Source organism: Lentzea sp. NPDC051838, from assembly GCF_040681245.1.
Taxonomy (GTDB): domain Bacteria; phylum Actinomycetota; class Actinomycetes; order Mycobacteriales; family Pseudonocardiaceae; genus Lentzea.
Genome location: NZ_JBFAYI010000009.1, coordinates 233,389 through 246,451 on the forward strand (window position 1 = coordinate 233,389; position 13,063 = coordinate 246,451).

Here is a 13,063-nt window from a genome sequence, read left to right on the forward strand (position 1 = left end):
GTGAAGAACGCGCTGCACGCCGAGTGGCTGAAGCTCAAGACCGTCAGGGCACCGTACGGGTTGGTCGCGGCGATCGGCCTGACCATCGCGTTCGCCGCGCTGATCTCGTGGTTGATGGTCAACGACTACGACACGACAGCCCCTCAAGAACAAGCCAGGTTCGCCTCGGCGGACGGCAGCGTTGTCGTCGTCCCGGTGGTGCAGTTCCTCATCGCGGCACTCGGCGCTCTCATCGCCACCTCCGACCCCGCCCTCACCGCGCTGACCGCCGTCCCGAACCGAAAACGCTTGCTGGCGGCCAAAAGCGCGCTCGTCGCCACCACAGCCGTGGTGATCGGCACCGCGACTCTCGCCCTGAGCACGGGGGCGAGCCGGCTGATCATGGGGGACCGGCCGCCACCCATCGCGCCCTGGGACAGCGTCACCGACGTCCTCCCGTGGGCGGGAGCGTCGATCCTGTCGATCTTGGTAACAGGCCTGGTCGGCCTCGGTCTCGGCCTCGCGGTCAGGTCGACCGCGATCACCGTCGTCATCGTCGGCGTCCTGCTGTGGGGCCTGCCCGCGATCACCCCGATGCTGCCGGAGCCCTGGAACATGGACGCGTCAGCCGTGCTCGTTCCGTACCTGGTCCACGAGGTCGCGGGCACCGTGAGCAACGCCCCGCTGACTCCATTGGCCGCCGCTGCAGTTTTGATCGTTTACGTACTGGTGACTCTGGGTACCGGAACGGTAACTCTTCTGCGACGTGACTCTTGACTGCCCCTTTGGACAACCCTAAGGTCATCTATACCTTTAATCGGTAAGGAAACTTACCTAACTAATCCGCCGCCAGCAGTCCGAGAGGAGACGCTGAATGGCTTGGCAGAAGTCTGTGGTGGCGCTCGCCGCGGCAGTCGTGCTCCCGCTGACCGGTGTGATGGCAGGAAGTTCGGTAGCTGCCGCGCCCGTGGGTGACGTCTCCGCCAACGCGCTGCCGGCGGGCTCGCCCGCGGCGGTCAACGGCCAGCTGAAGGTCTGCGGTGTGAAGCTGTGCAACTCGGCTGGCCAGCAGGTCCAGCTGCGCGGCATGAGCACCCACGGCATCCAGTGGTACTCCCAGTGCGTCAAGACCGCGTCCCTGGACGCGCTCCGCAACGACTGGAAGGCCGACGTTCTCCGCATCTCGATGTACATCCAGGAGGGTGGCTACGAGAGCAACCCCCGCAAGTTCACCGACATGGTGCACGGCTACATCGAAGAGGCCACCAAGCGCGGCATGTACGCGCTGGTCGACTGGCACCAGCTCTCGCCTGGCGACCCGAACCACAACACCGCGCGCGCCAAGACCTTCTTCAAGGAGATCGCGCAGCGGCACAAGGACAAGACGAACATCATCTACGACATCGCCAACGAGCCCAACGGCGTCTCGTGGGCGAGGGTGAAGTCCTACGCGGAGGCCGTCATCCCGACGATCCGCGCGGAGGACCCGGACAGCCTCGTGCTCGTGGGCACGCACGGCTGGTCGACGTTCGGCCTGTCCGACGGCAAGAACATCAACGAGGTCAGCCAGAACAAGGTCAACGCCTCGAACCTGATGTACACGTTCCACTTCTACGCCAAGGACCACAGGGACAGCTACCTCAACGCCCTGAAGACGGTCTCGAGCCAGGTGCCGGTCTTCGTCACCGAGTTCGGTTCGCAGGAAGCGTCCGGTGACGGTCCCAACGACTTCACCATGGCGAACAAGTTCATCACCTTCATGAACTCCGCCAAGATCTCCTGGACGAACTGGAACTTCTCCGACGACCAGCGTTCTGGCGCGGTGTTCAAGGGCGGTACCTGCTCCGGCAGCAACTTCGCCGGCGAGGGTCCCCTGAAGGAAGCGGGCAAGTGGGTCCGCAACCACATCAGGGCCGGCCGCTAGAAACCGACCCCGGCGGGTCACGAGAACGGCGGTCCCTTCGGGGGCCGCCGTTCTCCGTTGCGCCACTTGCCTTTAAGTGCAGTGGTCGCGAGATTCGTTGCCCCTCTTCGTGATCGTCCATACCTTTCACCTCATCGCCGCCGCAGTGTGAGAGAGGGGAAGCTGCATGGCTTGGCTGAGGTCTGTGGCGGTGGCGTCCGCCGCGGTGGTCGCTCTCCCGCTGGCATCGGTGACGACCGCCGGTGCCGCGTTGCCGGCGGGTTCGCCCGCGGCGGTCAACGGGCAGTTGAAGGTCTGCGGAGTCCAGCTGTGCAACAAGGACGGCAAGGCCATCCAGTTGCGCGGCATGAGCACACACGGCATCCAGTGGTACAACGGCTGCAACAAGTCCCAGTGGTGGGACGCGCTGCAGAACGACTGGAAGGCCGACATCGTGCGCGTCGCGATGTACGTGGCTGCCAAAGAAGGCGGGTACGAGACGAACCCGCGCAAGTTCACGGACCTGATGCACAGCTACATCGAGGAGGCCACGAAACGCGGCCTCTACGTGCTGGTCGACTGGCACCAGCTCGATCCCGGCGACCCGAACGTCTACACCTCGAAGGCGAAGACGTTCTTCAAGGAGATCGCCCAGCGGCACAAGGACAAGACGAACATCATCTACGACATCGCCAACGAGCCGAACAACGTGTCGTGGGCGAAGGTCAAGTCCTATGCCGAGCAGCTCGTCCCGGTGATCCGCGCGGAGGATCCGGACAGTCTGATCATCTCCGGTACGAACGGCTGGTCGACGTTCGGGCACTCCGACGAGGAGGACCCGTCGGTGGTGCTGAACAACAAGGTCAACGCGACGAACTTCATGTACTCGTTCCACTTCTACGCCAAGGAACACCGCGACGACTACGTCTCGGTGCTCGACCGCGTGTCCAGCAAGGTCCCGGTGTTCGTCACGGAGTTCGGCACGCAGATGGCCACTGGTGACGGGGCGAACGACTTCGCCATGTCGCAGAAGTTCATCGACCTGATGAAGCGCAAGAAGATCTCGTGGACGAACTGGAACTTCTCCGACGACGAGCGGTCCGGCGCGGTGTTCAAGGAGGGCACCTGCTCGGGCACGTCGTTCAGCGGCACGAGCAAGCTCAAGCCCGCCGGGGTGTGGGTGCGCGACATCGTGAGGTCCGCCGATCAGTGGTGAACTACTTTTGACGGCATGGCTCAACTCGCGCTCGGTCTCGCCTCGCTCGGTCGTCCCGCCTACATCAACCTGGGACGTGAGGGCGCGCTGCCTGCCGTGCGCGACGTCGAGTCCATGCGCGCGCAGTGCCATCGAGTGCTCGACACGGCCTACGAGCTGGGCATTCGGTGGGTGGACGCGGCCCGGTCGTACGGGCTGTCGGAGGACTTCCTGTCGTCGTGGCTGCCGGGCCACGACGACGTGACGGTGTCCAGCAAGTGGGGTTACGCCTACACGGCGGACTGGCGGCCCGACGCCGAGGTGCACGAGGTCAAGGAACATTCGCTGGCCCGTTTCACGCAGCAGTGGCAGGAGACCTCGGCGCTCCTGCCCTCCGTGGCGCTCTACCAGGTGCACTCGCTGACGGCCGACAGCCCGCTGTTCACCGACCGCGCTCTGCAGAACGCGATGGTGGAGATCGGCGTGCCGCTGGGCTTCTCCACGTCCGGTCCTCGTCAGGCCGACGCGATCCGCAAGGCGCTCGACCTCGGCATCTTCCGGTCCGTCCAGTCCACTTGGAACGTTCTGGAGACGTCGGCGGGCGAGGCGTTGCGGGAGGCGCACGACGCCGGGCTGCGGGTGATCGTCAAGGAGGGCGTGGCGAACGGCCGGTTGGTCGTCGAGCCGCCGCAAGCGGTTGCGGCACAGGCGAAAGCGCTTGCCGTCGGTCCGGACGCGGTCGCTTTGGCGGTGATCGCGCGGCAGCCGTGGGTGGACGTCGTGCTGTCGGGAGCGGCGAGTCCGGAGCAGCTGCGGTCCAATGTGGACGCGCTGACCGTGGACGTGGATCTACCCGACCTCGCCGAACCCGCCGACGAGTACTGGAAGACGCGGGCCGGGCTCAGCTGGAACTGAATTGCCCGGTTTCTGACAGATGTCACGACCAGGACGTGCGGATCGTCGCTACCAGCGCAAACGCTGACTGGCCAGCATTGTCGGCATGACAACGCAAACAGACGCCCAGGAGAAGCTGGACATCGCGAAGAAACTGCTCGGCGGCTACGCGGCCGTGAGCGTGCTGACGCTGCTGGCGATCGTGGTGTTCAGCGGCAACCCCGACGTCGTCACGGACGCGGTGTGGATCCGCGGTTCGATCCTCGCGGTCGCGTCGCTGGTGACGTTCGCGCTCGGTGTCTCCATGGCTCAGGGTTCGCCGGGCAACTACCGGAGGGTGAAGATCATCGCGTTGGCCCAGGTGGTGGCGATCGTGGTGATCGAGTCGATCCCGGGCTCGTTCCCGGTGTGGTTCAAGATCGCGAACGGCGTGTGCGGAGCGTTGCTGATCATCGTCGTGCTGCTCACGTTCGCCCGCAGCGTGCGCGCCACCTTCGCGTCCTCGTAAGGTTCAGGCGTGGACGAAAGGCGCCGGCTGCTGCTCTCGCTGGGCATGCTCTGCTACCCGTTCCTGGCGGCCGCGGGCGTGAACCAGTACGCGCACGGCACCGGCCGGATCGTCGGTTACCTGCTGCTCGTGGCGATCTCCGCCTGCTACCTGGGCGTCGTGGTCGCCTCGATGCGAGCGTGGCCGGCCTACTGGTGGCTGGTGGCGCTGATGACGGTGCTGGCAGTCCTGCTCGCGCCGCTGGCTCACGAGATGGTGCTGATCCTCGTCGCGGTGATCGTGCCGTCGGTCGCGGCACGGGTCGGCGCGTGGACGTCGGCGGTTCTCGTGGTGGTGGGAGCGGCGACGTGCGTGGTCGTGCCGTTGGCGCTCGGCTGGAACACCGGCGGGAGCTGGTACTTCGCGGTGGCCGTGGTGTTCACGACGTTGCTGGTGCACGCCTTCAGCCGCACCGCCACGGCCAACCGGGAGCTGCGCGAGGCCAGGGCGGAGGTGGCGAGGCTCGCGTCCGAGGCAGAGCGCAACCGGATCGCCCGCGACCTGCACGACCTGCTCGGCCACTCGCTCACCGCGATCACCGTGAAGAGCGCGCTGGCCAGAAGGCTGGAACCGGACGCGGCACGGGCCGAGATGGAGTCGGTGGAGCAGCTCGCCCGGCAGGCGCTCTCCGACGTGCGAGCGGCGGTGTCCGGCTACCAGGACGTCACGCTCGCCGGTGAGCTGGCCAGAAGTCGGGAGTTGCTGCGGGCGGCTGGGGTCGCCGCCGACCTGCCCACGGCCGTGGACGCCGTCCCCGCGGAGCACCGCGAACTGTTCGGCTGGGTCGTCCGGGAAGGGGTGACGAACGTGGTGCGGCACGCGCGGGCCGGCCGGTGCACGGTGGAGCTCACCGCGTCCACTGTGGAGGTGCGGGACGACGGCGTCGGCGGCCCGGCTGGCACGGGCTCCGGTTTGGACGGTCTGCGGGCCAGGGTTAGCGCGGTCGGTGGCGTGTTGACCGCGGGACCGGTGGAACCACGCGGCTGGTGTCTGCGGGTGACGGCATGATCCGGTTGCTGCTCGCCGACGACCAGGAGCTGATCCGGCACGCGCTCGGCGTCCTGCTCGACCTCGAACCGGACTTCGAGGTGGTGGCCTCGGTCGGTCGCGGCGACGAGGTCGCGGCGGCGGCGTTGGAGCATCGTCCGGACGTCGCGTTGCTGGACATCGACATGCCGGGGCTGGACGGGCTCGCGGCCGCCGCCGTGCTGACCGCGCAGGTGCCGGACTGCCGGGTGGTCGTGCTGACCACGTTCGGCCGCACCGGATACCTGCGCCGCGCGATGGAGGCGGGTGCGGTCGGGTTCGTCGTGAAGGACGCCCCGGCCGACGCGCTCGCGGACGCCATCCGGCGGGTGATGGCGGGCGAACGCGTGGTGGACCCGGCGTTGGCCGCCGCCACGTTGGCGGCGGGCGAGTCACCGCTCACCGCTCGCGAACGGGACGTGCTCATCGCGGCTCGCTCCGGCGGGACCGTCGCCGAGATCGCGGCCAGGCTGTACCTGGCGGAGGGCACGGTTCGGAACTACCTGTCCGGGGCGACCACCAAGACCGGCACGCGCAACAGGATGGAAGCGTTGCGGGTGGCGGACGAACGCGGCTGGCTCTAGCCGTTGCGGCTCAACCACTCCTGGCTGATCTCCCGCCCGTCCGGAACCAGCGCCCACTCCGGGTCGTCGATCTTCTTCTCGAGCTCGTCCAGGTGCATCCACCCACCCCAGGCGACCTCCTCCGGCTGGTGCGTGAACGGTCCGTCGGTACGCGTCTCGTAGACCCACGCGTGGTAGCGGGTGAACTCGCTGACATAGGTGGTCTGGAAGAGGAACGTCAACGGCGACTCCACGCCGAGCTCCTCGCGGAGTTCGCGTCGAGCCGCCACGTCCGGCGTCTCGCCCGCGTCGATCACGCCGCCCGCGGTGCAGTCGTAGAGGCCGGGGAAGGCGTCCTTGGTGTCGGTGCGGCGGTGCACGTAGACGCGGGAACCGTCCAGGGACAGCACGACGATCGTGGCGCACCCGTGCCAGAGGTTCTCCGCGCGCATGCGTGCGCGGGTCACCTCGCCGATCACGGCACCGGCCTCGTCGTAGAGGTTGATCATCCCGTGTCCTCCTGTGGTCGTACGCGAGCTTGCTACCTCAGTCCGACGCCCGCTGATCGTCCCACTTCCTACCTTCGGGACCGTCAGACGTCACCGAGGAGGATTCGTGTCCACTTCCCTGCGGCTCGGCGTCGCCGAGTTCCGCGCCCGGCCGGGCCGCGCGCTGCTGCCCGGCGTCGCGCTCGTCGTCGGCGTGGCCTGCCTGCTGGCCGCCCTGGTGCTGAGCGACGCGCTCACCAGGTCGGTCGACGAGGGCGCGCCCCTCACACCGTCCACAGTGGGCCACGTGGTGGACGTGAAACCCCAGCCCTACAGCGAGAACCCGAACGTCCCGAAGCTCGACGCCGCGTTGCTGGCCAAGCTCTCCGGCGTCGGCAGGGCGGTGCCGGTGCAGGAGGGGCAGGCCGATCTCCTCGACGGCAACGGGCGGGCGGGCGAGCACCGGGCCGAGATGATGGTCCAGCAGCCCGACCTGGTGCGCTGGCCGTTGGCGCAGGGCACGCAGCCGGGTGCCGACGGTGAGATCGCGATCGACAAGCTCACCGCGTACGAGCGGAACATCAAGCCCGGCGACAAGGTGAAGCTCGCCGCGGCGGACGGGCGGCCGTTCGAGGTGACGGTCACCGGGATCATGAAGAAGGGCGGCCTCGACTCGCGGCCGATCCTGGTCGCCGGTCCCGTCCTCGCGCAGAAGCTCGACCCCGAGCCGTTCACCAAGGAGATCTGGGTCATCGGCGGTGCGAGGGACGCCGTCGCCAGCGCGGCAGGTGCTTCCTACGTGGTGTGGGACCCGGCGCCGGACGCCGACAAGATCGGCAACGACCTGACCTACATCCTGCTGCCGTTCAGCATCCTGGCTTTGGCCACCGCGGTGTTCGTGGCCTCGGCGACGTTCCGGGCGGTCTACGCGCAACGTCAGCGGCAGACGGCGTTGCTGCGGTGCATCGGGGCCCAGCGTGGGCCGTTGGTGCGCAGGAGCCTGTTCGAGGCGCTGGTGACGGGTGCGATCGCGGGTGTCGGCGGCGCGTTGCTCGGCGGGCCGATGGCGTGGCTGCTGGCCAGGACGTTCGACGTCACCGGCATCTCCGCGCTGTTCGGCGCGGTGGAGCTCAGCCCGGACCTGCTGCCGTCGCTCGGGTACGTGATCCTCGGCGTTGTCGTCGCCGCGCTGTTGAGCGTGATGGCCGCTGTCCGGCCCGCGATCAACGCCGCTCGTGTGTCGCCGTTGGCTGCTCTGCGTGAAGCGGAGAACGAGGTGCCGCCACGGTCCGTGCGTCGTCTTCGGCTCGTGTTCGGTGTGCTGTTCACGGGTGGTGCGGCGTTCCTCGCGTTGGTGGCCATCGCCGCCAAGGGCACTGTTGCCGCTCCTCTCGCCGTCACGTTCTCCGCGATCGCTGCGGTGACGGGCTTGTTCTGGATCCTCGGTCCGGTCACGGTTCCGTTCATCGCGCGGCTGTTCGGCAAGATCGGTGGCACCCAGTGGAAGCTCGCCGGTGCCGAGGTGCGCAGGATGCCGCAGCGGTCTGCGTCGGTGGCGCTGCCGTTGCTGCTGGCCAGCTCGATGGTGACGTTCTTCCTGGTCGTGCTGGGCGGCGCGCAGGACATGGCCTCGGCGTTCGCCAACGAGGAACGCCCCGACGCCACCGTGGTCGACGCGGGTGAGCGGCCGCTGCCGGCGATCCCGAACCAGCCCGAGGCGGCGGCGAGCGTCGTGCTGCACAAGACGAAGGACGGGCCCGCGGGCGTCGACCCCGAGCAGTTCAAGGCGTGGCTCAAGGCGCAGAACGTGTCCGGGGGCGACGAGCTCACGTCCGGGACCGCGATCGTGCCGCCGCACATGGACGAGAAGCCGTACGTCGAGGCGGACGGCAAGCAGTACAAGATCGTCGGCACGGTCCCGGGCAGCATCACCGGCTGGACGCCGATCATCGGCGGCCTGACCTCGGGACCGGCCACCAAAGTGCTGGTCGCGTTGAAGCCGGGGACGGATCCGGCGGCGTTCCGGGCGAGCCTGCAGGCCGCGTTGCCGAACAACCCGACGGTGATCGTGCAGACGGATGCCGACGAACGGGCGGAGGCCGACCGGTACATGCACCTCGGCACCGTGCTGATGATGGTGCTGCTCGGGCTGTCCGTGGCGGTCGCGGTGACCGGTATCGGCACCGCGCTGACCATCTCGGTCCAGGAACGCCGCAAGGAGCTCGCACTGAGGCGCGCCTTGGGCGTCACTCAAGGCGGCCTGCAGGGCGGGGTCATCGCTGAAGCGATCATGTTGGCCCTGGTCGGGGTGATCGGTGGCGGGGTGCTCGGGTTCGTCTACGCGGAAATCGCCATCCTGGCCACTGGGATCGACATGTCACTGCCCGGACTGAAGGTCGTGTTGCCGCTGGTCATCGGCGCGGTGGCGGTCGTCGTGCTCGCCGTCGTGGCCGCGTTCGGGCCCTCGCGAGGGGCTTCGAGGATTCGTCCTGCAGCAGGATTGGCATCCGGGTGAATAGGGTGAGGGGAGCTTCAACTCGGAAGCTCCCCTCACGCTGTTGTCGGGGGCAGGTCATAAGGTGTTGCGTATGCGGCGGATCATGGGAACCGAGGTCGAGTACGGCATCGCGGTGCCGGGCGACGCGACCGCGAACCCGGTGCTCACTTCGACACAGGTGGTGCTCGCGTACGCGGCGGCGGCGGACATACCGCGCGCCAGGCGTGCCCGGTGGGACTACGAGGTGGAGTCACCGCTGCGCGACGCGCGCGGGTTCGACCTGGGGTCGCCCGGCGGGCATCCCGCGGACTCGGACGTCGAGGACCTGGGCGCGGCGAACGTCATCCTCACCAACGGCGCGCGGCTCTACGTCGACCACGCGCACCCTGAGTACTCGGCTCCCGAGGTCACCAACGCGCGTGACGCGGTGATCTGGGACAAGGCGGGGGAGCGGGTGATGGAGGAGGCCGCGCTGAAGGCCGCCACCGTGCCCGGTCAGCCGCGGCTGCAGTTGTACAAGAACAACGTCGACGGCAAGGGCGCGTCGTACGGCACGCACGAGAACTACCTGATGCAGCGGTCGACGCCGTTCACGGCCGTCATCGCGGGCCTCACGCCGTTCTTCGTGTCGCGCCAGGTCATCACCGGTTCCGGCCGCGTCGGCATCGGGCCGTCCGGGGAAGAGGCCGGCTACCAGCTCTCGCAGCGCGCCGACTACATCGAGGTCGAGGTCGGCCTCGAGACGACGTTGAAGCGCGGCATCATCAACACGCGCGACGAGCCGCACGCGGACGCGGACAAGTACCGCCGCCTGCACGTCATCATCGGCGACGCGAACCTCGCCGAGTACTCCACGTACCTCAAGGTCGGCACCACCTCGCTGGTGCTCGACATGATCGAGTCCGGGCTGCGGTTCGACGACCTGCGCATGGTCGACCCAGTGCGCGCGGTGCACCAGATCAGCCACGACCCGACGTTGAAGACCAAGGTCGAGATGACCGGTGGCCGCAAGTTCACCGGCCTCGACGTGCAGTTCGCGTACCACGAGCGCGCCGCAGCCTTCGTCGAGAAGGAGGGCATCGGCGACCGCGACGTGCTGCGGGTGTGGGGCGAGGTGCTCGACGCGCTGGCGCGTGACCCGGCGGAGTGCGCCGACCGGCTCGACTGGGTCGCGAAGCTCCGGTTGCTGGAGGGCTACCGGCAGCGCGACGGCCTCGCGTGGGGCTCGGCGCGGCTGAACCTGGTCGACCTGCAGTACTCCGACGTGCGCCTCGACAAGGGCCTCTACAACCGGCTCGTGGCGCGCGGCTCGATGAAGCGCCTCGTCAGCGAGGAAGAGGTCATCGCGGCCATCACGACGCCGCCGGAGGACACGCGTGCGTACTTCCGCGGCCGGTGCCTGGAGCGCTACCCGACCTCGGTCGCGGCCGCGTCGTGGGACTCGGTGATCTTTGATCTCGGTCGAGAATCCCTCGTGCGCATTCCCACGCTGGAACCGCTTCGGGGCACAAAAGCCCACGTCGGAGCCCTTCTGGAGGCCTCTGACACCGCCGAGCAGCTGGTGGACGCGCTGACTCGCGGGTGATCGTCTACCCGAGTGGCTCAGGATTTTTGTCGGTGCCGCTGGGTAGTGTTCTTGTCAGGCGAGTCAGCGGGAGGCCCAGATGTCCCAGGAACAGAAGCAGCGCCAGGGTGGTGGCGACGGCGACGACGGTGCCGAGGGCGCTGCCGGAGCAGGTCAGGAACGTCGCGAGAAGCTCGGCGAGGACGTGGACGCGATCCTCGACGAGATCGACGACGTTCTTGAGGAGAACGCGGAGGACTTCGTCCGCGCCTACGTGCAGAAGGGTGGTCAGTAGGCCTTCGGGGGCCTGTTGACCATTTCGGGACGGGAGAACAACCAACACATGGACAACAGCTCGACCGGGCGTTACCCGGCCGCGGCGCTGCCTCCGGCGTACCTCACGCCGGGCTCGTCGTCGTTCACGGACTTCCTGCGGGCGCAGGCACCCGACATGCTGCCTAGCGCCCGGAAGCTCCCGGAGGGGACCGTCCAGGCCCCGCACGGGACGACGATCGTCGCGGCCACCTACAAGGGTGGTGTCGTGATCGCCGGTGACCGTCGCGCGACCATGGGCAACGTCATCGCCCAGCGCGACATGAAGAAGGTCTTCGTGACCGACGACCACTCGGCCGTCGGCATCGCGGGCACGGCGGGCATCGCCATCGAGATCGTGCGGCTGTACGCGGTCGAGCTGCGGCACTACGAGAAGATCGAGGGCGTACCGCTGTCGCTCGACGGCAAGGCGAACCGCCTCTCGGCGATGATCAGGGGCAACCTCGACGCGGCCATGGCCGGCCTCGCCGTGGTGCCCCTCTTCGCCGGCTACGACACCTCGGCCGCCGACTCCGACCGCGCGGGCCGCATCGTCTCCTACGACGTCACCGGCGGCCGCTACGAGGAGTCGCAGGGCTACCAGGCCGTCGGCTCGGGCTCCCTCTTCGCCAAGTCGGCGCTGAAGAAGCTCTACGACCCGGACGCCGACGTGGATGCCGCAATCCGCTCGGTCGTCGAGGCCCTCTACGACGCGGCCGACGACGACTCGGCCACCGGCGGCCCCGACCCGGTCCGCCGCCTCTACCCGGTCGTGGTGACCATCAACGGCACCGACGGCGCCGTGGAGGTACCGGAGTCGCAGGTCCAGACGGTCGCCGACGCGGTCGTCGAAGGCCGCCGGTCCCGCCCCGCAGGCTGAGAATCCCGATCCCTTTCCGACGTCAGGAGCACCACCCATGACGATGCCGCTGTACGCATCGGCAGAGCAGGTGATGCGCGACCGCTCCGAGTACGCCCGCAAGGGCATCGCCAGGGGTCGCAGCGTCATCGTGCTGAAGTACGCGGACGGCATTCTGTTCGTCGCGGAGAACCCCTCCAGCACGCTGCACAAGGTCGCGGAGATCTACGACCGCATCGGCTTCGCCGCGGTGGGCCGGTACAGCGAGTTCGAGAACCTGAGGCAGGCCGGGATCCGGTTCGCCGACGTGCGCGGGTACCAGAACGACCCGCGCGACGTCACCTGCCGGTCGTTGGCGAACGTGTACGCCACGACTCTGGGCACCTACTTCACCGAGCAGATCAAGCCGTTCGAGGTGGAGATCTGCGTCGCTGAGGTCGGCGACTCGTCCGAGCACGACACGTTGTACCGGCTGACCTACGACGGGTCTGTGGTCGAGGAGCCGCAGTACATCGTCATGGGTGGCACGGTGGACGCCGCCAACTCCGCGTTGAAGGACGCGTTCGCTGACGGGTTGACGTTGAACGAGGCGTTCTCCATTGCGGTGAAGGCGTTGTCGGCTGGGTCGCCGTCCACTGGGAACGGGTCGGCTGAGATCTTGCCTGCCAGCAAGCTTGAGGTTGCTGTGCTGGAGAGGGCTCGGCCGCGCCGTGCGTTCCGGCGGATTGCTGGTGGGGCGTTGGATGCTTTGATGCCTGCGCCTACCAAGGGTGGGAAGACTGTGGAGGACGTGCAGCTGCCTGACTCCGGGGACGACTCGAAGTAGGAGTTGTTGGTTTGGTGGGAGGCCCTCGGCTGGTGGTCGGGGGCCTTTTGCTTTTGTTGGGCCGCCGTTCCGGCGGGCGCGGTCGTTTCGTAGGCCGTCTCCCTGTTGGGTTGGCGGGTTCCGGTTTGTTGTTCGTAGGTGGGTGCGTGCCGTGCTTGTGTGCCGGTTGCGTTCTGGGAGCTCTGCCCCAGACCCCGCCAATCTGATCAAAGACCCACCAGCGCCGTGGGTGGGTTGATGGCACGCCTGTTGCTTTGGGCGGCTTGCTGTTTCGTAGTTTGGTTGCGTGGTGGGGTGGGTCCCGTCACGAGTCGCGTTGGGGTTGTCCCCGTTTGCCGGACACGTGGTTTTCACGCGGCGTGAGCGCGGCGTGTTTCGGCGGGGGTTCGGTGACCGTTTGTCGAATGTAG

The 13,063-nt window shown here is 67.9% G+C and carries 13 protein-coding genes; 12 read left to right on the forward strand and 1 reads right to left on the reverse strand.

Annotation, left to right across the window (positions count from 1 at the left end; all coding sequences use genetic code 11):
- From AB0M24_RS22615 to AB0M24_RS22645, 7 genes are all read left to right on the forward strand, one after another.
- Positions 1 to 756, forward strand: coding sequence for an ABC transporter permease (locus AB0M24_RS22615; protein ID WP_363770933.1), 756 nt, complete (start codon positions 1 to 3; stop codon positions 754 to 756).
- 97 nt (positions 757 to 853) lie between these two features.
- Positions 854 to 1,903, forward strand: coding sequence for a glycoside hydrolase family 5 protein (locus tag AB0M24_RS22620; RefSeq protein ID WP_363770936.1), 1,050 nt, complete (start codon positions 854 to 856; stop codon positions 1,901 to 1,903).
- A gap of 166 nt (positions 1,904 to 2,069) precedes the next feature.
- The gene (locus AB0M24_RS22625) at positions 2,070 to 3,098 is read left to right on the forward strand and encodes a glycoside hydrolase family 5 protein (RefSeq protein ID WP_363770939.1); all 1,029 of its coding nucleotides are present in this window, start codon (positions 2,070 to 2,072) and stop codon (positions 3,096 to 3,098) included.
- Positions 3,099 to 3,113: 15 nt separating this feature from the next.
- Positions 3,114 to 3,992 (forward strand): aldo/keto reductase, encoded by an 879-nt coding sequence (locus AB0M24_RS22630; RefSeq protein WP_363770942.1) that lies wholly within the window; start codon positions 3,114 to 3,116, stop codon positions 3,990 to 3,992.
- Between the two features lie 85 nt (positions 3,993 to 4,077).
- Complete coding sequence (locus AB0M24_RS22635; RefSeq protein WP_363770945.1) at positions 4,078 to 4,479, forward strand: hypothetical protein; 402 nt, start codon at positions 4,078 to 4,080, stop codon at positions 4,477 to 4,479.
- Positions 4,480 to 4,488: 9 nt separating this feature from the next.
- Complete coding sequence (locus AB0M24_RS22640; RefSeq protein ID WP_363770948.1) at positions 4,489 to 5,526, forward strand: sensor histidine kinase; 1,038 nt, start codon at positions 4,489 to 4,491, stop codon at positions 5,524 to 5,526.
- Positions 5,523 to 6,128, forward strand: coding sequence for a response regulator transcription factor (locus AB0M24_RS22645; protein ID WP_363770951.1), 606 nt, complete (start codon positions 5,523 to 5,525; stop codon positions 6,126 to 6,128). The genes AB0M24_RS22640 and AB0M24_RS22645 overlap by 4 nt, the downstream gene beginning before the upstream one ends.
- Here AB0M24_RS22645 and AB0M24_RS22650 read toward each other — a convergent pair.
- Positions 6,125 to 6,616, reverse strand: a complete 492-nt coding sequence (locus tag AB0M24_RS22650) for an NUDIX domain-containing protein (protein ID WP_363770954.1) — start codon at positions 6,614 to 6,616, stop codon at positions 6,125 to 6,127. The two genes, AB0M24_RS22645 and AB0M24_RS22650, sit on opposite strands and share 4 nt — an antisense overlap.
- A 106-nt stretch (positions 6,617 to 6,722) precedes the next feature.
- On the opposite strand from AB0M24_RS22650, the gene AB0M24_RS22655 reads away from it, so the two are divergent.
- The 5 genes from AB0M24_RS22655 to prcA all read left to right on the forward strand — a co-directional run bounded on the left by AB0M24_RS22655 (position 6,723) and on the right by prcA (position 12,653).
- On the forward strand, positions 6,723 to 9,110 hold the full coding sequence (locus tag AB0M24_RS22655) for an FtsX-like permease family protein (protein ID WP_363770957.1): 2,388 nt from the start codon (positions 6,723 to 6,725) through the stop codon (positions 9,108 to 9,110).
- Between the two features lie 73 nt (positions 9,111 to 9,183).
- Positions 9,184 to 10,677: a depupylase/deamidase Dop gene (gene dop / locus AB0M24_RS22660; RefSeq protein ID WP_363770960.1), complete on the forward strand. Its 1,494-nt coding sequence runs from the start codon at positions 9,184 to 9,186 to the stop codon at positions 10,675 to 10,677.
- A 79-nt stretch (positions 10,678 to 10,756) separates the two neighbouring features.
- Entirely contained in the window at positions 10,757 to 10,951 is a 195-nt protein-coding gene (locus AB0M24_RS22665) for a ubiquitin-like protein Pup (protein ID WP_109640227.1), read from the forward strand.
- Positions 10,952 to 10,999: 48 nt separating this feature from the next.
- Complete coding sequence (gene prcB / locus AB0M24_RS22670) at positions 11,000 to 11,848, forward strand: proteasome subunit beta (RefSeq protein WP_363770964.1); 849 nt, start codon at positions 11,000 to 11,002, stop codon at positions 11,846 to 11,848.
- 37 nt (positions 11,849 to 11,885) lie between these two features.
- Positions 11,886 to 12,653, forward strand: coding sequence for a proteasome subunit alpha (gene prcA / locus AB0M24_RS22675; protein WP_363770967.1), 768 nt, complete (start codon positions 11,886 to 11,888; stop codon positions 12,651 to 12,653).
- Positions 12,654 to 13,063 lie beyond the last annotated feature (410 nt).